The sequence below is a fragment of the Pseudomonas sp. Q12-87 genome (genome assembly GCF_001269755.1).
Classification (GTDB): Bacteria; Pseudomonadota; Gammaproteobacteria; order Pseudomonadales; family Pseudomonadaceae; genus Aquipseudomonas; species Aquipseudomonas fluorescens_S.
Genome location: NZ_LHVI01000024.1, coordinates 131,419 through 156,166, shown reverse-complemented (window position 1 = coordinate 156,166; position 24,748 = coordinate 131,419). Strand labels below are relative to the sequence as shown.

General features: G+C 60.3%; 18 protein-coding genes. 10 read left to right on the top strand and 8 right to left on the bottom strand.

Translation table 11 applies throughout. The features are described from left to right. Positions 1-178: 178 nt before the first annotated feature. A complete protein-coding gene (gene mnmC / locus AD663_RS19025) occupies positions 179-2,167 on the bottom strand; it encodes a bifunctional tRNA (5-methylaminomethyl-2-thiouridine)(34)-methyltransferase MnmD/FAD-dependent 5-carboxymethylaminomethyl-2-thiouridine(34) oxidoreductase MnmC (RefSeq protein WP_053214348.1) in 1,989 nt (662 codons plus the stop codon). Positions 2,168-2,316: 149 nt separating this feature from the next. Between mnmC and pap the strand changes: the two genes are divergently transcribed. Together pap and AD663_RS19015 are read left to right on the top strand one after the other, a co-directional pair. Then, positions 2,317-3,840, top strand: a complete 1,524-nt coding sequence (pap, locus tag AD663_RS19020) for a polyphosphate:AMP phosphotransferase (RefSeq protein ID WP_003183923.1) — start codon at positions 2,317-2,319, stop codon at positions 3,838-3,840. A 99-nt stretch (positions 3,841-3,939) separates the two neighbouring features. Then, positions 3,940-5,124, top strand: coding sequence for a thiolase family protein (locus AD663_RS19015; RefSeq protein WP_003183921.1), 1,185 nt, complete (start codon positions 3,940-3,942; stop codon positions 5,122-5,124). Positions 5,125-5,187: 63 nt separating this feature from the next. Here the strand turns inward: AD663_RS19015 and AD663_RS19010 are convergent, their stop codons facing one another. Next, positions 5,188-5,388: a DUF6316 family protein gene (locus tag AD663_RS19010; protein ID WP_003183919.1), complete on the bottom strand. Its 201-nt coding sequence runs from the start codon at positions 5,386-5,388 to the stop codon at positions 5,188-5,190. Between the two features lie 188 nt (positions 5,389-5,576). On the opposite strand from AD663_RS19010, the gene AD663_RS19005 reads away from it, so the two are divergent. Next, on the top strand, positions 5,577-6,539 hold the full coding sequence (locus AD663_RS19005; RefSeq protein ID WP_003183917.1) for a DMT family transporter: 963 nt from the start codon (positions 5,577-5,579) through the stop codon (positions 6,537-6,539). A 129-nt stretch (positions 6,540-6,668) separates the two neighbouring features. Here the strand turns inward: AD663_RS19005 and AD663_RS19000 are convergent, their stop codons facing one another. Further along, positions 6,669-8,063, bottom strand: coding sequence for a class II fumarate hydratase (locus AD663_RS19000; protein ID WP_003183916.1), 1,395 nt, complete (start codon positions 8,061-8,063; stop codon positions 6,669-6,671). A gap of 191 nt (positions 8,064-8,254) precedes the next feature. Between AD663_RS19000 and AD663_RS18995 the strand changes: the two genes are divergently transcribed. The 5 genes from AD663_RS18995 to AD663_RS18975 all read left to right on the top strand — a co-directional run bounded on the left by AD663_RS18995 (position 8,255) and on the right by AD663_RS18975 (position 12,654). Beyond that, positions 8,255-8,782, top strand: coding sequence for a DUF2059 domain-containing protein (locus AD663_RS18995; protein ID WP_003183914.1), 528 nt, complete (start codon positions 8,255-8,257; stop codon positions 8,780-8,782). A gap of 12 nt (positions 8,783-8,794) precedes the next feature. Then, a complete protein-coding gene (locus AD663_RS18990; protein WP_053214347.1) occupies positions 8,795-9,094 on the top strand; it encodes a BolA family transcriptional regulator in 300 nt (99 codons plus the stop codon). Between the two features lie 168 nt (positions 9,095-9,262). Continuing rightward, positions 9,263-10,204: a rhodanese-related sulfurtransferase gene (locus AD663_RS18985; protein WP_003183910.1), complete on the top strand. Its 942-nt coding sequence runs from the start codon at positions 9,263-9,265 to the stop codon at positions 10,202-10,204. A 4-nt stretch (positions 10,205-10,208) separates the two neighbouring features. Continuing rightward, positions 10,209-10,844, top strand: a complete 636-nt coding sequence (locus AD663_RS18980; RefSeq protein WP_053214346.1) for a DsbA family protein — start codon at positions 10,209-10,211, stop codon at positions 10,842-10,844. Further along, complete coding sequence (locus AD663_RS18975) at positions 10,837-12,654, top strand: ABC transporter ATP-binding protein (RefSeq protein WP_053214345.1); 1,818 nt, start codon at positions 10,837-10,839, stop codon at positions 12,652-12,654. Before AD663_RS18980 ends, AD663_RS18975 begins: the two co-directional genes overlap by 8 nt. Positions 12,655-12,665: 11 nt before the next feature. Here AD663_RS18975 and AD663_RS18970 read toward each other — a convergent pair whose 3' ends face one another. Then, on the bottom strand, positions 12,666-17,372 hold the full coding sequence (locus AD663_RS18970) for a deaminase domain-containing protein (protein WP_053214344.1): 4,707 nt from the start codon (positions 17,370-17,372) through the stop codon (positions 12,666-12,668). A gap of 299 nt (positions 17,373-17,671) precedes the next feature. Between AD663_RS18970 and AD663_RS18965 the strand changes: the two genes are divergently transcribed. Both AD663_RS18965 and AD663_RS18960 read left to right on the top strand, forming a co-directional pair. After that, positions 17,672-20,131, top strand: coding sequence for an EAL domain-containing protein (locus tag AD663_RS18965; protein ID WP_003183902.1), 2,460 nt, complete (start codon positions 17,672-17,674; stop codon positions 20,129-20,131). Between the two features lie 44 nt (positions 20,132-20,175). Next, on the top strand, positions 20,176-20,979 hold the full coding sequence (locus tag AD663_RS18960; protein WP_053214343.1) for a TenA family transcriptional regulator: 804 nt from the start codon (positions 20,176-20,178) through the stop codon (positions 20,977-20,979). A 185-nt stretch (positions 20,980-21,164) separates the two neighbouring features. Here AD663_RS18960 and AD663_RS18955 read toward each other — a convergent pair whose 3' ends face one another. The 4 genes from AD663_RS18955 to ubiG all read right to left on the bottom strand — a co-directional run bounded on the left by AD663_RS18955 (position 21,165) and on the right by ubiG (position 24,742). Next, complete coding sequence (locus AD663_RS18955) at positions 21,165-22,091, bottom strand: GGDEF domain-containing protein (protein ID WP_053214342.1); 927 nt, start codon at positions 22,089-22,091, stop codon at positions 21,165-21,167. Positions 22,092-22,443: 352 nt separating this feature from the next. Continuing rightward, complete coding sequence (locus tag AD663_RS18950; RefSeq protein ID WP_003183895.1) at positions 22,444-23,184, bottom strand: YciK family oxidoreductase; 741 nt, start codon at positions 23,182-23,184, stop codon at positions 22,444-22,446. A gap of 183 nt (positions 23,185-23,367) precedes the next feature. Beyond that, entirely contained in the window at positions 23,368-24,039 is a 672-nt protein-coding gene (mupP, locus tag AD663_RS18945) for an N-acetylmuramic acid 6-phosphate phosphatase MupP (RefSeq protein ID WP_003183894.1), read from the bottom strand. Positions 24,040-24,043: 4 nt separating this feature from the next. Next, complete coding sequence (gene ubiG / locus AD663_RS18940) at positions 24,044-24,742, bottom strand: bifunctional 2-polyprenyl-6-hydroxyphenol methylase/3-demethylubiquinol 3-O-methyltransferase UbiG (RefSeq protein WP_003183893.1); 699 nt, start codon at positions 24,740-24,742, stop codon at positions 24,044-24,046. Positions 24,743-24,748: the final 6 nt, after the last annotated feature.

The window sequence follows — 24,748 nt, the reverse complement described above, 5'->3', positions numbered from 1 at the left end:
AGGGGATAGCTGTGAGTTTTATATCGATGCGTTATAAGCCGACGGGCGGGGTCTGGTGAATGTCCCGCAACCCTTGTGGGAGCGAGCTTGCTCGCGAAGGCGGCGTACCTGTGACGTTTGAGTAACTGACAAACCGCCTTCGCGAGCAAGCCCGCTCCCACAGGTCATTCGGTAGGCGTTAGTCCTTGGCCTTGCCTCGAACCAGCGCCCGCAGTGCAAACCGGTTCGGATGGCAGACCTCGGCCACGCTTCGTGGCAGCGGCAGGGGTTCGTTGTCCAGCCACGCGGCGATCAGTTCGCCCGACAGCGGCGCGGTGATCAGGCCTCGGGAACCGTGGCCGCTGTTGATATACAGGCCATCGAGCCAAGGGCAGGGGATATCAGGCACCTGGCGGGCGTCCTTGGCCAGGGCCGAATACGCTTCGGTGAAGGCCGGGCTGTGCGCTAACGGGCCGACAATCGGCAGGTAATCCGGGCTGGTGCAACGGAACGCCGCGCGCCCTTCAAGGTGTTCGGCCTCCAGGGCGCTGGCGTTGAGGCGGTCCGCCAGGTCCAGGGAAATTTCTTCGAGCATCAGCAGGTTGCCGGCGTGCTCGGCGGCGGTGGGGGTCAGGTCGTCGCTCTTGAAGTCGAAGCTGGCGCCCAGGGTGTGTTCGCCCAAGCGCGGCGGGGCCACGTAGCCTTCGGCGCAGACCACTGTGGCCAAGTCCTGGCTGCGGGCGGTTTGCGGCAACCGGGTGATTTGCCCGCGAATGCGCTTGAGGGGCAGCTCGGCGGCCGGTTCGAAACGCTTGATCTCGGCGGCGCTGGCGAGGATTACCACGGGGGCGCTGGCCAGGCAGTGTTCGCCGTCCCAGGCCTGCCACTGGTCTTCCACGCGGCGCAACTCCAGCACTTCATGGTGAGGCTGCACGTCGATTGTCGCGCCTGCGGCCTGCCAGCGGCACAGCGCCGGCGGATGCACCCAGCCGCCTTCGGGGTAGAACAAGCCGCCACAAGCCAGGCCGATGCCAGAACGCGCTTGGGCCTGCGCCTGATCCAGGCTGTGGAGCAAATCCTGTGGGAACGCTTCGGCCAGTTGCGCCTGGCGCTCGGCTTCCTTGCTGTTGAAAGCCAGCTGCAAAACCCCACACCCATCCCAGTCCACGCCGCGTTGCAGTTGCTCCAGCACGCGCCGCGTGTAGCCGAAGCCGCTGAGGATCATCTGTGACAACGCCGTGCCATGGGCCGACAGCTTGAGGTACAGCACGCCTTGCGGGTTGCCGGAAGCCTCTTCGGCCAGCCCGGCGTGACGCTCCAGCAGGGTTACCTGCCAGCCACGGGCCGCGAGGCTGGCAGCGCTGGCGCAACCGGCGAGGCCGCCGCCGATCACCAGGGCCCGACGCTCGCCTGTGAGCGGAGCGGGGCGGGCGTACCAGGGCTTCGCCGGGGTGGGCAGCGGTGCCTGCTCCGGCCAACCGAGAAACACCCCACGCAGGATTTCCCATTTATGGCCAATGCCCGGCGTGCGCTTCATCTTGAAGCCCGCCGCGTTCAACAACCGTCGTACCCAACCGGTACTGGTGAAGGTGCTGAGCGTGGCGCCGGGGGCCGCCAGCCGGGCCAGTTCGGCGAACAGCTCGGCGGTCCACATGTCTGGGTTTCTCGCCGGCGCGAAACCGTCCAGGAACCAGGCGTCGATTTGCCCATCCAGTTGCGGCAACTGTTCGAGGGCATCGCCGATCAGCAAGGTCAGCGTCACCCGTCCATCCGCCAGCGTCAGGCGCTGGAAACCCTGGTGGACCGCGACGTATTGCGCGAGCAACTGATCAGCCTGGCGTGCCAGCTGCGGCCACAAAGCCAAGGCCCGGCGCAAGTCCTGCGGGCTCAAGGGAAACTTCTCGACGCTGACAAAATGCAACCGCGCCCCGGTCGGCGCGCATTGTTCGAACAACTGCCAGGCGCAGAGGAAGTTCAGGCCGGTGCCGAACCCGGTTTCGCCGATCACCAGTCTTCCGTCCTGGGGCAACGCGGCAAAGCGCTCGGCCAGGTTGTTCTGCTCAAGGAACACGTAGCGGGTTTCATCCAGGCCCGACTGGTCGGAAAAATACACGTCGTCGAACACCCGCGAGCGCGGGCGCCCCTGGTCGTCCCAGTCGAGTTGGGCGTGGTGCTGGATGGGCGTCATGGCGGGCTCGGTGAAAACGGGGAGGCCATTCTAGCCGATCGCTACCGGCTTGCTTGACCCATCGCAACAGACCGCGCATCTGGGTGGAATCTGCTGCACCCCACCGCATCCAATCCGCTAATCTTGCCCCATCCCCGAAGGAGCTGTTCATGTTCGAATCCGCTGAAATCGGTCACGTCATCGATAAAGAAACCTTTGAGGCCGAAGTGCCGGCCTTGCGTGAAGCGCTGCTCGAAGCTCAATTCGAATTGCAGCAACAAGGCCGGTTTCCGGTCATCGTGCTGATCAACGGCATCGAGGGCGCGGGCAAGGGCGAGACGGTGAAGCTGCTCAACGAGTGGATGGACCCGCGACTGATCGAAGTGCGTACATTCGACCAGCAGACCGACGAAGAACTGGCGCGGCCGCCGGCCTGGCGTTATTGGCGGATGCTGCCAGCCAAGGGGCGCATGGGGATTTTCTTCGGCAACTGGTACAGCCAGATGCTGCAAGGACGCGTCCATGGCGAGTTCAAGGATCCCCGGCTGGACCAGGCGATCAACGCCGCCGAACGCCTGGAAAAGATGCTCTGTGACGAAGGCGCACTGATCTTCAAGTTCTGGTTCCACCTGTCCAAGAAACAGATGAAGGCTCGGCTCAAGGGGCTCAAGGATGATCCGCTGCACAGCTGGCGCATCAGCCCGCTGGACTGGCAGCAATCCCAGACCTACGACAAGTTCGTCAAATACGGCGAACGGGTCCTGCGCCGCACCAGTCGCGAATACGCGCCATGGCACGTCGTCGAAGGCGTGGACACCTATTATCGCAGCCTCACGGTCGGGCGGGTCCTGCTCGAAGGCTTGCGCCAAGCCCTCGACCGACCTAAGGCGAAGCCGGAAAAGGCCAGCGTGATGCCGCTGCCGGCCCTGGAGGATCAAGTCACCCTGCTCGACAGCCTGGACATGACCCTGCGCCTGGACAAGGACGATTACGAGGAGCAATTGATTACCGAGCAGGCGCGGTTCGCCGGCTTGCTGCGCGACAAACGCATGCGCCGCCATGCCCTGGTGGCCGTGTTCGAGGGTAACGATGCGGCCGGCAAGGGCGGGGCGATTCGTCGGGTGGCGGCGGCCCTCGATCCGCGCCAGTACAGCATCGTGCCGATCGCCGCGCCCACGGAGGAAGAGCGCGCCCACCCGTACATGTGGCGGTTCTGGCGGCACATCCCGGCGCGGGGCAAGTTCACCATGTTCGACCGTTCCTGGTATGGCCGGGTGCTGGTGGAACGGGTCGAAGGGTTCTGCAGCCGGGCCGACTGGCTAAGGGCCTATGGCGAGATCAACGATTTCGAAGAACAGATCGCCGATGCCGGCGTGGTGGTGGTCAAGTTCTGGCTGGCCATCGACAAGGAAACCCAGCTGGAGCGCTTCCAGGAGCGTGAGGAAATCCCCTTCAAGCGCTTCAAGATTACCGAGGACGACTGGCGCAACCGGGACAAGTGGAACGCTTACCGGGCGGCCGTGTGCGACATGGTCGATCGCACCAGCACCGAGATTTCCCCTTGGACATTGGTGGAAGCCAACGACAAGCGCTGGGCGCGGGTCAAAGTGTTGCGCACGCTAAACCAGGCGCTGGAGGACGCGTTCGAGCGCTCGGGGAAACAGGCTCGCCAGGCGAAAAAAAGCAGGAAGTAGCCAATGAGGGCGCATACGCGGGGTGAATGATTGTCGCGGTCGGTTATACGGTGGACCTATGCTGGGCCCACTAACCGACCATAACAATGAGGTGCAGCCATGCGTGAAGTGGTGATCGTCGACAGCGTACGGACCGGCCTGGCGAAATCTTTTCGCGGCAAGTTCAACATGACCCGCCCGGACGACATGGCGGCGCACTGCGTCAACGCCCTGTTGGCACGCAACGACATCAACCCGGCCAGCGTCGAGGATTGCATCGTCGGCGCCGGGTCCAACGAGGGCGCCCAAGGCTACAACATCGGCCGCAACGTGGCGGTGCTCTCGCAATTGGGGACCGGCACCGCCGGCATGACCCTCAACCGTTTCTGTTCCTCGGGCCTGCAAGCCATCGCCATCGCCGCCAACCAGATCGCCTCCGGTTGCAGCGACATCATCGTCGCCGGTGGGGTGGAATCCATCAGCCTGACGATGAAAAGCGTCAACACCGATAACCTGATCAACCCACTGCTCAAGGAGCAGGTGCCCGGGATCTACTTTCCCATGGGCCAGACGGCCGAGATCGTTGCCCGTCGTTATCAGGTCAGCCGTGAAGAACAGGACCGCTACGCCTTGCAGAGCCAGCAACGAACCGCCCAGGCACAGGCGGCCGGGTTGTTCGACGATGAAATCATCCCGATGGCGGTCAAGTACCGGGTCGAGGACAAGAACACCGGTGCGGTGCAGATCCTCGATGGCCTGGTTGACCGCGACGACTGCAATCGCCCCGACACCACTTACGAAAGCCTGGCCGGACTCAAGCCCGTGTTCGCCGAAGACGGTTCGGTGACAGCAGGCAACTCGTCGCAGTTGTCCGACGGGGCGTCGATGACCTTGGTGATGAGTCTGGAAAAAGCCTTGGCCCTGGGGCTCAAGCCCAAGGCGTTTTTTCGCGGCTTTACCGTGGCCGGTTGCGAACCGGACGAGATGGGCATCGGTCCGGTATTTTCGGTGCCGAAGCTGCTCAAGGCCAAGGGCTTGCAGATCGCCGACATCGACTTGTGGGAACTCAACGAGGCTTTCGCGTCCCAGTGCCTGTACAGCCGCAACCGGTTGGAAATCGATAACGAGAAATACAACGTCAACGGGGGCTCGATCTCCATCGGCCATCCCTTCGGCATGACCGGCTCACGGCAAGTGGGCCATCTGGTGCGCGAGCTGCAACGGCGCAACCTGCGCTACGGCATCGTGACGATGTGCGTGGGTGGCGGGATGGGGGCGACGGGGTTGTTCGAGGCGGTTCGATAACCGCAGGCGTGCAGGGCTTTGTGTGGCAAAGGAGCAAGCTCCTTTGCCACACGGCCTTCTGAGTCAGCTGGCCACTTTGTTCAGTTGCATCATCCGTTGAATATAAGCCGCGACTTCCCGTTCTGCAGTCTCACGACTGTCGTACGGTCCTTCCTGCGTGCCTTCGCGCGTACTGAAATAAAATTCGCCATTTATCCGGCAAATCCGATCACTGCGAAAAATTGTCTTGGGTGCGTCTGTGTCCTGCGCGCGCGTACCAGGCATTTCGGGTCTCCATAGGGCTGCTTGGCGGTTTTAACTTGAGCATATGTGGTGTGGTTGATTTGCGCCTGGCGAGCCGATCGACGGCTACGACCCATACAATCCTGGCAACGTCGCATGCCCAACTGTCCCTGTGTCGCGGATGGATCAGGGCCTAGAATGAGCACTCATGTCTTGGTTTCGAGGGTTGCATGCACGTATCGTCCGGTCGCTGGGTCTATGGCCTGTTCCTCGCCTTGCTGACCGCTTTGCTGTGGGGAATCCTGCCGATCAAGCTCAAGCAAGTACTGCAGGTGATGGACCCGGTCACCGTGACCTGGTTTCGGTTGCTCGTGTCCGGTGGCTTGCTGTTCATCTACCTTGGCGCTACCCGGCGCTTGCCTACTCGCCAAGTGCTTGGCCGTCGTGGCGGCTGGCTGGTGGCAATGGCGGTGCTCGGGCTGGTGGGCAACTATGTGCTCTACCTGATGGGCTTGAACCGCTTGAGCCCCGGCACCGCGCAACTGGTGGTGCAGATGGGGCCGATCATGTTGCTGGTCGCCAGTCTGTTTGTGTTCAAAGAACGTTTCAGCGTCGGGCAGGGCATTGGCCTGCTGGTGTTGTTGATCGGATTTGCACTGTTTTTCAATCAGCGCCTCATTGAATTGCTGACGTCCTTGAGCGACTACACCGCCGGGGTGCTGATGGTATTGCTCGCCTCGACCGTCTGGACGTTCTATGCCCTGGGCCAGAAGCAATTGTTGACGGTGTGGAATTCGTTGCAGGTGATGATGGTGATCTACCTGTTCTGCGCGCTGTTGCTCACACCTTGGGTGCATCCGCTGGAAGCGTTGCAACTGAGCCCACTGCAAGGTTGGCTGTTGCTCGCCTGCTGTCTCAATACGCTGATCGCCTATGGCGCATTTGCCGAGGCCTTGGCCCATTGGGAGGCTTCCCGGGTCAGCGCGACCCTGGCGATCACGCCGCTGGTGACGTTCGCCGCGGTGGCGATGGCGGCCTGGTGGTGGCCCGATTATGTCCATGCCGAACAGATCAATCTGCTGGGATATGGCGGGGCGGTGCTGGTGGTATTGGGGTCGGCGTTGGTGGCGCTGGGGCCGTCGTTGATCGCCGGGCTGAGGGCCCGGCGCGAGCGTTTGGCTGTTGGGCAATAGACCGCGTTACCGTTCTTCGCGAGCAAGCCCGCTCCCACAGTGATTGCGCTGAGCACAAATATTGTGCCCGACACATCCACTGTGGGAGCGGGCTTGCTCGCGAAGACGTACCAACTGCCAGAACAGAACTCAGCCCTGGCTACCGGCCTCCAGCATATTCTCCGGCCTTACCCAGGCATCGAACTCTTCATCAGTGAGATACCCCAGTTGCAACGCGGCCTCGCGCAACGTCAGCCCTTCGCCATAGGCTTTCTTGGCGATCTCGGCGGACTTGTCGTAGCCGATGTGCGGGTTCAGCGCGGTCACCAGCATCAGCCCGCGTTCCAAGTGCGCGGCCATTTGCTCGGCATCCGGTTCGAGCCCCGCGATGCAATGCTGTTGGAAGTTGCTGCAGCCATCGGCCAGCAGGCGGATCGATTGCAGCAGGTTGTGGATGATCACCGGTTTGAACACGTTCAGTTGCAAATGGCCCTGGCTGGCGGCGAAACCGATGGTCACGTCGTTGCCCAGGACTTGGCAGGCCAGCATCGACAAGGCTTCGCACTGGGTCGGGTTGACCTTGCCGGGCATGATGGAACTGCCCGGTTCGTTGGCCGGCAACTTCACCTCGGCGAACCCGGCCCGTGGCCCGGAACCCAGCAGGCGCAGGTCGTTGGCGATCTTCATCAGGGTCACGGCCAGGGTTTTCAGCGCGCCGGACAGGGCGGTCAGGGGTTCATGGCCGGCCAGCGCGGCGAACTTGTTCGGCGCGGTCACGAACGGCAGCCCGGAAAGCGCCGCCAATTCAGCGGCAATGGCTTCACCAAAACCATGGGGCGAATTGAGGCCGGTGCCCACCGCCGTACCGCCTTGGGCCAGTTCGCAGACCGCTGGCAGTGCGGCGCGGATGGCACGTTCGGCATAGTCGAGCTGGGCTATGAAGGCCGACAGTTCCTGGCCAAACGTGATGGGCGTGGCATCCATCATGTGGGTGCGGCCGGTCTTGACCAGCTTCATGTGGCGCGCAGCCAGTTCCGCCAACCCGCCGGACAACTCGCCGATGGCCGGCAGCAATTGCTGCTGGACGGCCTGGACGGCGGCGATGTGCATGGCGGTTGGGAAGCAGTCGTTGGAGCTCTGGGAGCGATTGACGTGATCGTTGGGGTGCACCGGGCTCTTGCCGCCGCGCGGGTTGCCGGCCAGCTCGTTGGCTCGCCCGGCGATGACTTCGTTGACGTTCATGTTGCTCTGGGTGCCGCTGCCCGTCTGCCAGACCACCAGCGGGAACTGGTCGTCATGCTGGCCGTCCAGCACTTCGTCGGCGGCTTGCTCGATCAGGCGAGCGATGTCGGCGGGCAAGTCGCCGTTGCGGTCATTGACCCGCGCGGCGGCCTTCTTGATCAGCGCCAGGGCATGCAGCACCGACAGCGGCATGCGTTCGTTACCGATGGCAAAATTGATCATGGAACGCTGTGTCTGGGCGCCCCAGTAGGCCTCTTCCGGGACTTCAACCTGGCCAAGGCTGTCGGTTTCGATACGGCTCATCGGGTCAAACTCCTATTGGGCTGAATGCGCAGTTTAGGCCCTGGCGGGCGGCACCGGTTCCCTCAATCTAGGGGCGGCCGGTCCGCCCCGTCAATCGGGTCCGGCAAGCTTCGGGGTTGAGGCCCGGCGTTTATTAGGCGCAGAATGGTCGCCCTTGGGGTTTTACCTCGCCTGTTAGTAAAGGAAACTCGATGACCCGTCTTCGTGCCATCTGTACCGCAGTTGCTCTGGTGTGTGCCAGCGGCCCTGTTCTTGCCGATACCGCCAGCCACAACGCCAGCGCCGAAGCGTTTCTGACCCTGGCACACGCTGACAAACTGGGCACTCCGGTGTACATGCAAGTGCAGCAGATGTTCGCCCAGCGCTTTGAACAGACCAAGGCCCCCGAGTCGAAAAAAGCCACCCTGGAAAGCTACCAGGCCAAGGCCAATGCCGCACTGGACCAGGCCATCGGCTGGAACAAGCTCAAGCCGGACATGGTCAAGCTCTACACCAGCAACTTCAGCGAGTCGGAGCTCAAGGACCTGGTGTCCTTCTACCAGTCGCCATTGGGCAAGAAAGTCTTGGAAAAAATGCCGCAGCTGACCCAGCAATCGGCCCAACTGACCCAGGCCAAGCTGGAGTCCGCAGTGCCGGTGGTCAACAAGCTGCTGTCTGACATGACGGCCGAGCTCGAGCCGAAAGGCGCCGCGCCTGCCCCAGCCAAGAAAAAGCCGTAAGCGGAGCCGGGTATGAGCATGCAACAACGCATCGAATCGACGCTCGGGCTCCTGCAGCCCGAGTACCTGCAAGTGCTGGATGAAAGCCACATGCACAGCCGTGGTCTGCAGACCCACTTCAAGGCGGTGGTGGTCAGCCAGCAATTCGAAGGGCTCAATCGCGTCAAGCGCCACCAGAAGGTCTACGGCACGCTGGGCGAGCTGATGGGTGAATTCCATGCGTTGGCGCTGCATACCTACACCCCCGAAGAATGGGCACAGGTCGACACCGCCCCGGCTTCGCCGACCTGCGCCGGGGGTAGCAAGGGGTAAAGAGCTACAAGTTTCAAGCTATAAGCTACAAGCCGCCGTGGCTTGCAGCTCGAAGCTTGGAGCTTGGAGCTGCTTTTTTGCTAGAATCCGCAACGCGCCGCTCATCCGGCGCGTTTTTTTTCGCATCCGGTTCACCCTTTACGAGGGTAGCCACCTGGAGAAACACCCATGACACAACCCATTGTCGTGGCGGCACTGTATAAGTTCGTCACCCTTGAAGATTACGTCGAGCTGCGTGAGCCGTTGCTCAAGGCCATGGTCGATAACGGCGTCAAAGGCACGCTGCTGCTGGCCCAGGAAGGCATCAACGGTACGGTTTCCGGCACCCGTGAGGGTATCGATGGCCTGCTGGCCTGGCTCAAGAACGATCCGCGCATGATCGACATCGACCATAAAGAGTCGTACTGCGACGAGCAGCCGTTCTATCGCACCAAGGTCAAGCTCAAGAAAGAAATCGTCACCCTGGGCGTTGAAGGCGTGGACCCGAACAAGCAGGTCGGCACCTATGTCGAGCCGCAGGACTGGAACGCCCTGATCAGCGATCCGGAAGTGCTGTTGATCGACACCCGCAATGACTACGAAGTGTCCATCGGCACCTTCGAAGGCGCCATCGACCCCAAGACCACCAGCTTTCGCGAATTTCCCGAGTACATCAAGGCGAACTTCGACCCGACGCGCCACAAGAAAGTCGCGATGTTCTGCACCGGTGGCATTCGCTGTGAAAAAGCCTCCAGCTACATGCTTGGCCAGGGTTTCGACGAGGTCTATCACCTCAAGGGCGGCATCCTCAAATACCTGGAGGAGGTGCCCCAGGAAGAAACCAAATGGCGCGGCGACTGCTTCGTGTTCGATAACCGGGTAACGGTTCGCCACGACCTTAGCGAAGGGGACTACGATCAGTGCCATGCCTGTCGTACGCCGGTCAGTGTCGAAGACCGCGCCTCGGAACACTATGTGCCGGGAATCAGTTGCCCGCATTGCTGGGATAAGCTGAGCGAGAAAACCCGTCGCAGCGCGATCGACCGGCAAAAGCAGATCGAACTGGCCAAGGCCCGCAACATGCCGCATCCGATCGGCTACAACTACAAGCAGTCACCTTCCGAGGCTTGAACCCATGACGCCACGCCTGCTCTACGTGATGGACCCGATGTGTTCCTGGTGCTGGGGCTTTGCGCCGGTGGCCGAAGCATTGGTCGAGCAGGCGCAGGCTGCGGGTGTGGAGCTGCACCTGGTAGTGGGCGGCCTGCGCACCGGCAGTGGTTCGGCCCTGGAGCCGACCACCCGGCGCTATATCCTTGAGCACTGGCAGGCCGTCACCGAGGCCACCGGCCAGCCTTTCAAGTTCGAGGGGGCGTTGCCGGACGGTTTCGTCTATGACACCGAACCGGCCTGCCGTGCCGTGGTGACTGCCCGCAACCTTGCGCCGGACTTGGCCTGGAAGCTGGTGAAGCTGATCCAGCAGGCATTTTATGTGCAGGGCCGGGATGTCACCCACGCCAGCGTTCTGGTGGAATTGGCCGAGCAGGCTGGATTGCCACGTATCGAGTTCGCCGCGGCATTCGACCGCGCCGACCAGCATGCGGCCACCGCTGCGGATTTCACCTGGGTGCAGGACCTGGGTATTGCCGGGTTTCCCACACTGCTGGCCGAACGCGCCGGCCAACTGGCGCTGCTGACCAATGGTTACCAGCCCTTGAGCCAGTTATCGCCATTGCTGGGGCGCTGGCTGGAGCGCGCCGCCTGTGCCTGACCGGCCCGATGATCTATCGCCTCCGCTGCGCAGCGACCGGTTGAGTTGGGCGCAAATCCGTCGCCTGGCCTTCAAGCATAAGAAAGCCCTGTGGATCGCCAACGCCGTGGCCGTGCTGGCGACGCTGTGCAGTGTGCCGATCCCGCTGCTGTTGCCGTTGCTGGTCGATGAAGTCCTGCTGGGTCACGGTGATGCAGCCTTGAAGGTCATGAACCATGCGCTGCCGACGGGCTGGCAACTCGCTGCCGGCTACATCGGGCTCATGCTGATGGTGACCCTGGCCCTGCGCTGTGGAGCGTTGCTGTTCAACGTGCTGCAGGCGCGCTTGTTCGCCAGGCTGGCCAAGGACATCGTCTATCGCATTCGCATCCGCCTGATCGAACGCCTCAAGCGCATTTCCCTTGGCGAATACGAAAGCCTGGGCAGCGGCACCGTGGCGGCCCACCTGGTCACCGACCTGGACACCCTGGACAAATTCATCGGCGAAACCCTCAGCCGTTTTCTGGTGGCGATGCTGACCCTGGTGGGCACCGCCGGCATCCTGGTGTGGATGCATTGGGAGCTGGCGCTGCTGATCCTGTTGTTCAACCCCTTGGTGATCTACGCCACGGTGCAGTTGGGCAAGCGGGTCAAGCACCTGAAGAAATTGGAGAACGACAGCACGTCGCGTTTCACCCAGGCCCTGACTGAAACCCTGGACGCCATCCAGGAAGTGCGCGCGGGTAACCGTCAGGGATATTTTCTCGGCCGTCTGGGCATGCGGGCCAAGGAAGTGCGCGATTACGCAGTCAACTCCCAGTGGAAAACCGATGCCTCTAACCGCGCCAGCGGTTTGCTGTTCCAGTTTGGCATCGATATTTTTCGCGCCGCGGCCATGCTCACGGTGGTGTTCTCCGATCTGTCCATCGGCCAGATGTTGGCGGTGTTCAGCTACCTCTGGTTCATGATCGGGCCGGTGGAGCAACTGCTCAACCTGCAATATGCCTTCTATGCCGCCGACGGAGCGCTGTCGCGGATCAACGAACTGTTGGCCCGCGCCGACGAACCGCAATACGCCGGCGGTATCGATCCTTTCCAGGGGCGTGAGACCTTGGGTATCGAGGTTCAGGGGTTGAGTTTCGGCTACGGCGACGAGTTGGTCCTGAACGAGATGAACCTGTCGATTGCCCCGGGTGAGAAAGTCGCGATTGTCGGAGCCAGTGGCGGTGGAAAAAGCACCCTGGTGCAACTGCTTCTGGGCTTGTACACACCGCGGGCCGGGACCATCCGCTTTGGCGGTTCGACTCAACAAGAGATCGGCCTTGAAACCGTGCGGGAGAATGTCGCGGTGGTCCTGCAACATCCTGCGCTGTTCAACGACACGGTACGGGCCAACCTGACCATGGGCCGTGAGCGCAGTGACGAAGCCTGTTGGCGGGCGCTCGAAATCGCGCAGCTGCACGGTACGATCCGGGACTTGCCCAACGGCCTGGACAGCATCGTCGGGCGGTCCGGCGTGCGCCTATCGGGAGGCCAGCGGCAACGCCTGGCGATCGCTCGCATGGTGTTGGCCGAGCCCAAGGTGGTGATACTCGACGAGGCTACCTCCGCGCTGGACGCTGCCACCGAATACAATCTGCACCAGGCTCTGGCGCGGTTCTTGAACAACCGAACCACCCTGATCATCGCGCACCGCTTGTCGGCCGTGAAACAGGCCGACCGGGTGCTGGTGTTCGATGGCGGGCAAATTGCCGAGGATGGCGACCATCAACAACTGATTGCCGAGGGTGGACTGTACGCCAAGCTCTATGGGCATTTGCAGCAGCATTGATCGGCGTCGGTTCAGTCGGTATCCGTTGAAGAATTCATCTCGGCGGCCGGCCGCTTGCGGCGTTGCCCCCAGATGACGTTGAGGGCATCGGCGCCGCGTTCATGACCGAACTCCTTTATGACAATCGAGCAGGATTCGCAAGGAGGCAACGTGGTAGCAACCGTGATCGATTTGATATCTTCGGGACTGGGATATTTTTCGCTGATATAGCCGATCAGTTTGCTTTCACTGTCGCCGGAGGTTACTCGACTCAGCCTGCCCGAACTCGAACTGCCCGCAGCGTCCATTAGATGAGGAATCGCCAACAGCTTTCCTTCGGGGCTGAGGCTAAGGGCGGCGGGATCGATGGGAGGCCTGAGCGCATCGACGTTGAAATAAGTGATGTCATCCACGTTTATTTCGCTCAAGCCGCTGCTGGACTTGAACAGCGGCAGGTGCCGGGTGTAGTCCTCAATACCGGAAACACTGACATAGACTTCGTTTTTTCCCGAAGCGGTGGTAACGCTGGCAAAGGCTATGTTTTTCGGATTCTGGGTTGGAAGGATTTTTTGCAACTCCCGCATGGCGTCGTCGATCGTGACAGGCCGGGTTGCCCGCGCCGGGGACACGGCGATGGAGGCGTCAGTAAACAGTGCATTGAAGATATCCGCCGTTGATTTTTGTAAGGCTTCGGGTGCCTGCCTGGAAGGCTTCCAGACGGCCGCACCGTTAGGTAGATCAGCCACGATCATTCTTGTCCGACGGTCGAACAGCACAGCCTCGGCCGGGTACGTATCGACTTTCACCCACTTCATATTGGACGGCGGATGGGCGGGGGCTCCGATCGGAATCGAAATCTCATCGATCTTGTCCAGCGCCAGTTCGACCTGCTCTCTTCCGTAGATCCTTGCAGCGTTGTTCGCGTTCAACGAGCCAATGTAGACCCTTTGGAGTTCCTCGCCGGGAGTGCCCGGCAGCAGGTCTTGCGCGCCCAGTTTTTTCAGGACCAACGGTGCCTCGATGCTGTCGGTGGATAGCAGTCTCGTCATGTAGTAATCGTCGAAATTCAGTCGGGTGAATACGTAGTTGAATTTCTGGTCGATGGAGCGAATGATCAGAGCACCCGTCACATGTATGTCATCTATGCCTTCTGCCGTACCGGTGACCCTGATCCCTCCATACAGACCTGTCTGGAACTCTATCGTCGCGCTAATGGTTTGCCTGGGGATAGGGATTCTACTGTTCAGACCGATCCATTCCGGTCGTCCCTTGTAGGTGTTGAGCTTGGCGCCCTTGAGCTCATAGATTTTTCCCTCAAACGCCAGCAGGGCACGGTCATTGGGCGTCTTCGGTATGGATGGATAGAGCGTCGTATCGCCAAACCACGGCGCCCAGCTCAATTGCGTGCTGAACTCTCCCGTCGGCGGACGCTCGGCAGGCTTGTCTTGCAGGACATATCTGGTTTTACAGATTTCGTCGGGGGCCCGACGGACACGACACGGGAGCTTTCTGAGTGTTTCACTGGCGTCCAGCTGGCTGGCGCGACGCAAGGTGTCGTCCACCATTCGATAGGGGACGTCATCCAGATACAGGGTATGGCTGCCATCGACTTCGAGCAGCTCCCGAACACGGCTTTTTTCCGGGACCTCGACAATGACGTGAGTGTCGGTCCGGCCCAGCGTGTTGTAGTGGGAGCGCCCCAGCGACAATTCGGATAAGTCGTCAGCCAGGCGTGGGCCATAAGGCTTGGCTGATAACGGGTCAACCAAGCGGTAGTCGGCTTTGCCAGAAGGGCTGACGTTGCGTATCGGGACGTCGTCAATGCCTCGTACCGCACCAAGTTGGTCATCTGTTGACAAGGGGCGCCATCTTCCCGGATCCGGGACCTGGGACATGCCCTTTACAAAATCATACTGTCCGGCTCTCCCGCCCAGTATCTTCAGGTTGAAATAACCTTGTTTGCCGAGCCGGTATGCGCTTTGGCTGCCTGCCTGGAGCAGGGATGGAATTCCATCGAGGGGGTTCAGCGTTTCGTTAAGCAAGGCGCCCGTGAGCTTCGCAAAGGCGGGGAGTGTTTCGCCCAAACTCCATTTGCCCACCGTCCTGACCAGCTTCAGTGAGCCCGAGGCGAATTTCCCGATGGGAAGGACAAACGACGCGAAATCAATGAATAGACCAAACGCACCACTGGCCAGGCGGTCGCTATCCCCCGAACTGAGGTCTTCGATACTGCTCCAGAAAGGTACAAGCATTTTTGTCAGTTCGGTGGCTTTCTGGCGCTTGGCTTTCTCATGATCGAATTCGGTTACCCCATAGCAACTGTCGTGCAGTTCCTTTTCATCCACGAACAGCAGGCGCTGGGCGATGTGTTGGGTGATTCGTTGACTGACTTTCGATTCCAATGTGTGCGGCAAAGCGCGCTCATCAGCCCTTTCCGCCGGTTCCAGCGTGTCGCCAAGCTGATCCAGAATGGCCTGGCATTGGGCATTCGCATTGGGGACGGTGCCTCTTGCATGGGCGTCCCAATCGAAAGGAAGGGTTTTGGGACGTACCACGTCTACGCTTACAGGAGAACCACGGCTGACTCGCCATTTCTCAGCCTTTAACTCTCCACCCAGGTGTTGCGCGGTGACATCTGTTCGGCGGCGGATAACCCCGGCGCGAGGCAAAACTTCGTAGTAGGACGTCTTGCCGTCCCGGGTCGCTGCCAGGACGAAGCCATTACGTGCCCGAAGAGGATGTTTCTTGTCTTCCGATTCATTCGCCGCTTCGATTCCGGTGGTCGCTTGCCTCAAGCTGTAGATCTGGACCGATCCATATTCCAGCCTGTGACGGTCGGCCAGGGGGAGCGAGGCAAGTTGATGGATGATCAGCGTTCTGTAGGCGTTTTTGATCAAATTGAGGTAGATCTTGAAGTGCGTGGCAAATATCTGCTCAATGTCTGGCAGCGTTCCAAGGTCGGGAGGAATGGCCAGTGGATTCGGCCAGGACAAGTTGGTCTGCACGGTTCCATCGCCGTCGATTTTCAACCAGTCGCCTGTTGAGTATTTTCCATCCGGCCCGGTGATAAACCATTTCTTTTCATGGAGCTGTCCGGAGGCATAGACGTCCACAAATGAATAGGCGTCAGATGCCGGCCTGCCGATCGGCGCCATCAGCCGGAACTGTGGCGCGGTGTAAAGAACGTTTGCCTCTTTGACCAGCTTCCTGCCATCCGACAGGAATAAGCTTTCACCAAAAAGCCTGACCATCTTGAGCCTGGCAATGTTCAGGCGTTCGGGAGGCGGACTGTCGAGCGAGCGAATAGCGCGATTTACGCTTTCGACCTCGGAGTCGAGCTTCTCCGCAGCTTCCTGCAGCTCCTGCGCCGTGTAGTTTGAATCTGCCCTGTAGGGAATCAGACCGTTTGTCAGGGCCCACTCCAGCATCGGTTTCAATCGGGTCAGGGTGATCAGCTTCAGTTCCTCGACCGTCGCTCCGATGGCCTGGCTGATGGGGAACTCGACCAGTTGCTGAAAGTTCAGTCGGAGCAGCATCAATGGGTCAATCGCATTGGCGAGATAGACCCCATGGATAAAATTCACCCAGACAATGGAACTCCGGTAGGGCAGTTCCGTGGGGATATCGCTAACCTGCATTTCCAGGGGGAACAGCGGTAGGAAAAGACCCGCTGTCAGGATGGATTCATTCACCGACGTGGCGCGTCTTGATGCGAGCAGATGCGCCTCGAATTCCGCCTGGATCTCCTTGTAGCTCTTTCCCCAATGGGATGATTTTTGCCAGAGGTAGCCGGCAACGCCCGTCGGGTTTTCGGTTGGTGTCGAGGCGATCCACAGGCGAAGGGCTTTGATCAGCAGTTTGGTACGTATTCCCGGAGCGGTTTCCTCGCCGGCCTTGCTACCGAACCAGCCCAAGGCCTGCACCAGCTTGGTAGCCAACGCCTGGGCTCTTGTCGATACCAGGATTTCTTCCAGGTACATCGACGGTTTTGCGCGGATTTTTTCTGTGGCCAGGCTAGTGATATCGCGGGTGCCGAGATAGACCAGCGGGGAGGTCTGCGGCAAGGGAAGGAATCGGCGCACTGTTTCGATGATCAGATTATCGATCTTCGCCTGCGCGGGTATCGGATCCTGGTTCGGTTCGTCGAGGTTGACGCCTTGCCAGAGCCCTAGTGAATGGCGAGCGCGTTTCTCTTCCAGTGCATCGATCGTGGCTTCGCGTTGTTGAGCATTTTGCGGATCCCAGGCAGCGAGGCCGTAGAATCGGGTCATTCTGGCGAGTGAAAACTGGCTGTCGAAGCGAATCTTCCCGCCCAGTCTTCGTGCTGATTTCTCAATGTCGGCCAGTAGCGCTTTCCAGCCTGGCTTTTCGCCAAGTTCAAGCCGGACAACGGTTGTGTCGTTTTTCTTGCGTGCAAAGCAACTGGCCTGGCCGTCCTTCAGCGTGACGGTCAGCTCCTTGTATGACGCATTCAGCGTGTCGCACAGTATTTGGTAGTCCTTGTCTTCGATCAGCGCCCGCAGCGCCTGCTGGCCGATTTCGTTTTCCATGGCCATGGGAGAGTGAGTCTTGGGCGTTATCAGCCTATTGATAAACGTGACCGAGGGCGTTTCATTGTCTCGAATCAATGCCAATAGTGCGTCGTACTCCTCCAGCAGCCCCTGATGCGCCTGGGCATGGGATGGCCATCGATTTTGCGAAGGAGTCATTGACATGTCGAAAGAGGCTAAAGGGTGCATAAATAATTCCTGATGATTAACAAACGGTTCTCCAGCTCATTTGAAAAAATGCCGGCTGGAGAAGGGTCCGTATCCAATCAATCCAGGGAAAATCAGGTGCGGTAGATATGTATGGCGCCCAGCGAAGTTGTAACTGTCCTTGGCTCTCGCTAGCGTTCTTTTGCCTGTGGGTCTGCGGGTGCGGGGGGCACGGAAACGTCAAATGATGTGCGGGCTCTTGCTAGGAGCTGCTGCGCCTCCTAGTCTTAATGGAATGTGCGATCTGGATGCTGGTCGCCGACGCCTATGCAAGGGACCTCATGAATCAAGCGCGGACTCTCGGAACCCCTCGGTTGTTGGGCATCGTCTGGCCTTTTATTGCCGTCGTCTTGTTTCAAGCCCTTCTGGGAGGCGTCAGCCTTTACGTGTTGTCCGCCGTTCGCGGCTACGTGGCGGGGGAAAGCCTCTGGTCCAAGGGCCAGAAAGACGCCATCTACTACCTCAACCTCTATGCGGACAGCCGCGACGAGGTGATTTTCCGCAAATATGAGCAAGCCATCGCCGTACCCGAGGGCGGGCATGAGCTGCGGGTGGCGCTTGACAGGGAGCCGCCAGATCTGGAGGCGGCAAAGGCCGGTATCCTCAAGGGCGGTAACCACCCGGACGATGTGTCCAGCCTGATCTGGTTGTATCTGAATTTTCGCCATTTCAGTTACCTGGAGGAGGCCATCGACCTGTGGACCGTGGGCGACGGTTATCTGATCGAGCTGGATAACGTCGCCCGGCAAATGCACCGCAGCGTTATCGCCGGCGAGGCTTCGGAGACTGATATCCGCGGCTGGAAGGCGCGGATCTTTGCGATCAATGATTCCGTCACCCCGGCGGCCAAGGCGTTCAGCGATGCGTTGGGCGAGGGTTCGCGTTTCATCCTGCGGCTGTTACTGGTCACCAACTTCGCCACCGCCCTGGGCCTGATCGTCCTGGCACTGTTACGCACCCATAAGCTGTTGGCCCAGCGGCAAGTGTTCGCCAATGCGCTGCAACTGGAGAAGGAGCGGGCGCAGATCACCCTTCAATCCATCGGTGACGGGGTGATCACCACCGACGTTGAAGGCGCCATTGCCTACATGAACCCCGCCGCCGAAGCGATGACCCACTGGAAAGCCGAACATGCGACGGGGCTGCCTTTGGCTGCGCTGTTCAATCTGCTCGACGACAATGCCCAGACCGAAGGCCTGACCCTGATCGAGCACATCCTCAGCGGTCGGCTCAGCGGCGCCAGTGAGCATTCCAAGCTGATCCAGCGTCTGGACGGCAGTACCGTATCGGTCACTCTGGTGGGCGCGCCGATCCGTCACGCCGGCAAGGTCAGTGGCGCGGTGCTGGTGCTGCATGACATGACCCAGGAACGCCAATACATCGCCAACCTGTCGTGGCAGGCCACGCATGACGCCCTGACCGGCCTGGCCAACCGCCGGGAGTTCGAATATCGCCTTGAGCAGGCGCTGCACAACCTGACCCGCCAGGTCGGGCGCCATGCCTTGATGTTTCTCGACCTGGACCAGTTCAAGCTGGTCAATGACACCTGCGGCCATGCGGCGGGTGACGAGCTGCTGCGGCATATCTGCGCCCTGCTGCAATCGGGACTGCGGGAAAACGACACCCTCGCCCGGCTGGGCGGCGATGAGTTCGGCATCTTGCTGGAGAACTGTTCGCCCGAGGCGGCGGAAAAGATCGCCGAAGGGCTGCGCCAGACCGTGCAGAACCTGCATTTTGTCTGGAAAGGCCGGCCGTTCGTGACCACCGTGAGCATTGGCCTGGTGCACATCGCCCAGACGCCGACGACCCTTGAGGCATCCCTGCGCGCCGCCGACATGGCCTGCTACATGGCCAAGGAGAAGGGTCGCAACCGAGTCCAGGTCTACCACGCCGACGACTCGGAGTTGTCCCTGCGCTTTGGCGAGATGGCGTGGGTCCAGCGCTTGCACATGGCCCTGGAAGAGAACCGCTTTTGTCTCTACGCCCAGGAAATCGCCGCGTTGGGGCCTGGCGATCATGGCGGCGGGCATATTGAAATCCTCCTGCGCCTGCATGACGAAGCCGGGCGGATGATCCTGCCGGACAGCTTCATTCCTGCCGCTGAGCGCTATGGCTTGATGACCTCCCTGGACCGTTGGGTGGTGGAAAACGTCTTCAAGATCATCCGCCAGTGCCTGAATGATTCACGGCAAGGACCGATGGCGATGTGTGCGATTAATCTGTCAGGCACGACTATAGGAGATCAGGCATTTCTCGACTTCCTGCGTAAACAGTTCGCTGCCTATTCGATCCCCCCAGAAATGATTTGTTTTGAAATTACCGAAACCAGCGCTATTTCGAATTTAGGCAGTGCGATCCGTTTTATTAATGAACTCAAGAGCTTGGGTTGTTATTTTTCGCTGGATGACTTTTGCGCCGGAATGTCTTCATTCGCTTACCTGAAACATTTACCTGTAGACTTCCTGAAGATCGACGGGAGTTTCGTAAAGGATATGCTGGACGACCCGATTAACCGTGCAATGGTTGAAGTGATCAATCACATCGGCCACGTCATGGGTAAGCGCACGATTGCCGAGTTTGTCGAGACAGCCCAGATCGAACAGGCTTTACTGGAGATCGGGGTGGACTATGCCCAAGGGTATGTGATCGAACGACCGCAGTTGTTTACCTGCGACACGTTGCAATGTCGGCCGGCCCGGCCCCAGCCGTTGTTATTCAAGGCCCCCGGCACGTTCCGCTGAACCTCTTGTTGATCCGTAAAATCACAATCAAAAGGAGCCCGACAGTGATCGAAACATTCAACCGAACAGGCCCGCTCATGGACGCTACAAGCTATCCGAAATGGGCACAGCAGCTCATTAACGATTGCAGCGAGAGCAAGCGCCGGGTTGTCGAACACGAACTGTATCAACGCATGCGCGATAACAAGCTCAGCGCCAAGACCATGCGCCACTACCTCATCGGTGGTTGGCCGGTCGTCGAACAGTTCGCCTTATACATGGCACAGAACCTCACCAAGACCCGCTTTGCCCGCCATCCTGGCGAGGACATGGCGCGTCGCTGGCTGATGCGCAACATCCGTGTCGAACTCAACCATGCCGACTACTGGGTGAACTGGAGCGCCGCCCATGGCATCAGTCTGGAAGACCTCCAGGCCCAGCAAGTACCGCCTGAGCTCCATGCATTGAGCCATTGGTGCTGGCATACCAGCTCTTCGGACTCGCTGATCGTGGCCATCGCCGCGACCAACTATGCCATCGAGGGTGCGACCGGGGAGTGGTCGGCGGTGGTATGTTCCAGCGGCGTCTATGCGGCGGCTTTCGCCGAGGAAGATCGCAAGCGGGCCATGAAGTGGCTGAAGATGCACGCCCAGTACGACGATGCCCATCCCTGGGAAGCCCTGGAAATCATCTGTACGCTGGCGGGAATGAACCCGACCAAGGCCCTGCAAACGGAGCTGCGCCAGGCCGTGTGCAAGAGCTACGACTACATGTACCTGTTCCTGGAACGCTGCATGCAGTTGGAACAGTCGGAGTCGGTGGGCAAGTCTTCATCCACCCGTGAGCGCCTGGCCCTGGCTGGGAGCTGATTTACACTGTTGCGGATAAGCGACCCAATGTGGGAGTGAGTCTGCTTGCGAAGAGGTCTGGACAGTCAACGGGGAGGTTGGCTGTCGGATCTTCATCGCGAGCAAGCTCGCTCCCACAGTTGTTTTGGGTGACCGCCGGATTCAGCCATGCCCTGATCCCTGTGGGAGCAAGCACAGGCTGTTTTTCAGCCCGCCATTGCCAGCCGGTTGCGTCCTTCGCGCTTGGCCACGTACAGAGCGCCGTCGGCCCGGCGCAGCAAGCTCTCGGCGGATTCGCCCGGTAGCAGGGTCGCGCAACCCAGGCTGACCGTCAGTTCGATCCGGGTGCCTGCTGCGAAATAATCCTGAGCCTGGGCGGCAAAACGCAGTCGTTCACCGACCATGGCCGCAGCGTCCCGGCTGGTGTTGGCCAGCAGGATCAAAAACTCCTCTCCACCAAACCTGAACACCATATCCACGTTACGCAGCTGACTCTTGATCGACTCAGCCACGGCCTTGAGGACATCGTCGCCCACGCCGTGTCCATGGCTGTCATTGATGCGCTTGAAATGGTCGATATCGAGCATCAACAGTGACAAGGGTTGCGAATGACATCGGGCCATGTCGATTTCACGCATCAGGGTCTGGTCCATGGCGATGCGGTTGCCGGTATTGGTCAGCGGATCGCGCAGGGCGTTTTGCGTGGCGGCGCGGTAAAGCAGGGCATTGCGCAGCGGATACAGCAGCGTCGACATCACGGATTCGAGGTCGCTCTGCTCCGACTCGCTGAAGCGTTGATTGCGACGAAACATCAACTCACCCAAATGCTCGCCCTCATGGGTGAGGTTGTAGCTGAGGGTGTGATGCCCGCGCTGACCGAATTCCAGGCGCAGATCGCTGGGTTTGTGCTGATAGGCCAGCGTATCCAGGGGCACCAATCGCTGAACTTCCCGGAAAAACAGGCCCAGGATGCGTTGAGGTTCCAGGCTGGTCTGCAGTTGTTGACCCAGTTGCTGGCGCAGCTGCGAAAGACTGACGGGGCGGGCTACCAATGGCGAAGGTTGACCGAAGCCCAGGCGCTGCAATTTGGCGCTGTCGAAGTCAATCGCGTTGTTCTGGGTGGGCGTTTTCATATGGCGTGAGCCCCTAAGCTGGATCTGTCCTGGCGGGCTGGGTGTGGCGGCTTTGGGCTGCGCGTCGTACTGGTCCCTCAGTCCCGTAGGACACTGATTTGAGTCTAGTCCGCTTTCCCTGGCAGGCATAAGTCTCGTCTCAGCGTCCGTTACCCGCCAGACATGGCGTGTTTGAGGAATTTAGAGCGAAAGTCGTGCCATTCGGTTCAACTCAGCAAAAAATCCTGAAAAATCAGCTGGTTAGATAAGAGGCGCGGCGCCAAGGGGCGACACGTGCTTGGCGGTTCGCCTGGCTGGAGGGCAGGAGAGCTTGCGTCGCGACGGGAAAGTGTCGCGACGCAGGGCAAGGCGCTTATTGTGCGTTGAGTGCCTGGCCATTGACGCCAGTGCTGTCCGGGCCCATGAGGTACAGGTAGACCGGCATGATCTCTTCGGGTGTCGGGTTGTTGAGCGGGTTCTCACCCGGGTAGGCCTGGGCACGCATGCTGGTGCGGGTGGCGCCGGGGTTGATGCTGTTGGCGCGCACGGGGGCGACGGTGTCGACTTCGTCGGCCAGGGTCTGCATCAGCCCTTCGGTGGCGAACTTGGACACGCCATAGGCGCCCCAGTACGCCCGGCCCTTGCGTCCGACGCTGCTGGAGGTAAACACCACGGAGGCGTCCTTGGACAACTTGAGCAGGGGCAGCAAAGTGCTGGTGAGCATGAACATGGCGTTGACGTTGACGTGCATCACGCGCATGAAATTCTCGCCAGACAGCTGCTCCAACGGTGTACGCGGGCCGATGATCGAGGCGTTGTGCAGCAGGCCGTCCAGATGACCGAATTCGCTTTCGATCATGGCCGCGAGCTCATCGTATTGATGAGGCAGGGCGGTTTCCAGGTTGAATGGAATCACCGCCGGTTGCGGATGGCCGGCCGCTTCGATTTCGTCATAGACCTGGGTCAGATTGGCTTCGGTCTTGCCCAGCAACAGCACGGTGGCGCCATGGGCGGCATAGGTCTTTGCCGCGGCGGCACCGATCCCGCGACCGGCACCGGTGACCAGGATCACCCGGCCATTGAGCAGGTCGGGACGGGCGGAGTAGTCAAACATATAAAACCTCAACAATTAGAGCGGCACGTACCTGTGGCGAGAGAGTTTTTGTGGCAAAGAAGCTTTTTGTGGCGAGGGAGCTTGCTCCCGTTGGAGCGCAAAGCGGTCCCCTCGACGACGGCTGCGCCGCCGAGCGGGAGCAAGCTCCCTCGTCACAAGGGCGGTAGCGTCGATTCCCTCAGCTCAGCAACTGCACAACGCGTTATCCAGCACTTCGCGCAGTGCCGACGGGTGATCGATCACCACGTCCGCGCCCCAGTGCCGGGGGTTGTCGTCCGGGTGGATATAGCCGTAGGTCACCGCGCAGGTCCGGGTGCCGGCGCTGCGGCCAGACTCGATGTCGCGCAAGTCGTCGCCCACGAACAGCACGCTGGCCGGGTCCAGGTCGAGCATCTTGCACGCCAGGGTCAGCGGTTCCGGGTCAGGCTTGCTGTTTTTCACATGGTCGGGGCAGATCAGCACCTTCGAGCGCTCGGCCAGGCCCAGCTGCTGCATGATCGGCTCGGCGAAACGCACCGGTTTATTGGTGACCACGCCCCAGATCAGGTTGGCCGCTTCAATATCAGCCAGCACCTCGGCCATGCCGTCGAACAGATGGCTATGGACCGCGCACCCCTTGAGATAGCGATCGAGAAATTCCTGGCGCAATTGCTCGAAACCCGGTGATTCCGGGTCCATGGAAAAAGTCACTGCAACCATTGCCCGGGCGCCGCCGGAAATCTCGTCGCGAATGTGCTGGGTATTCATCGGTGGCAAGCCACGGTCGGCGCGCATGGCCTGGCAGATGGCGATAAAGTCCGGCGCGGTGTCGAGCAGCGTGCCGTCCATGTCGAAGAGAACCGCTTTGAGACGCATCGACTTACTCCTCGCGCAAGGTCTGGATCATGTAGTTGACGTCAACGTCGGCCGCCAGTTTGTAGTGCTTGGTCAGCGGATTGTAGGTCAGGCCGATGATGTCCTTGACGGTCAGCCCGGCCATGCGGCTCCAGGCGCCCAGCTCGGAAGGCCGGATGAATTTCTTGAAGTCGTGGGTGCCGCGCGGCAACAGCTTCATGATGTATTCAGCGCCGATGATCGCGAACAGGTACGCCTTCGGGTTGCGGTTGATGGTGGAGAAAAACACCTGGCCGCCGGGCTTGACCATGCGAAAGCACGCGCGGATGACCGAGGATGGGTCCGGCACGTGTTCGAGCATTTCCAGGCAGGTGACAACGTCGAATTGGGCGGGCATTTCTTCGGCCAGGGCTTCGGCGGTGATCTGGCGGTATTCCACGCTGACACCGGATTCCAGCTGATGCAGTTGCGCGACCGCCAACGGCGCTTCACCCATGTCGATGCCCATCACCGTTGCGCCGCGCTGGGCCATGGCTTCGCTGAGGATGCCACCGCCACAGCCTACGTCGAGGACCTTCTTGCCCGCGAGGTTGACCCGTTCGTCAATCCAGTTGACCCGCAGCGGGTTGATGTCGTGCAGCGGTTTGAATTCGCTTTCACGGTCCCACCAGCGATGGGCCAGGGCTTCGAATTTGGCGATTTCGGCGTGGTCGACGTTGCTCATGTGCAG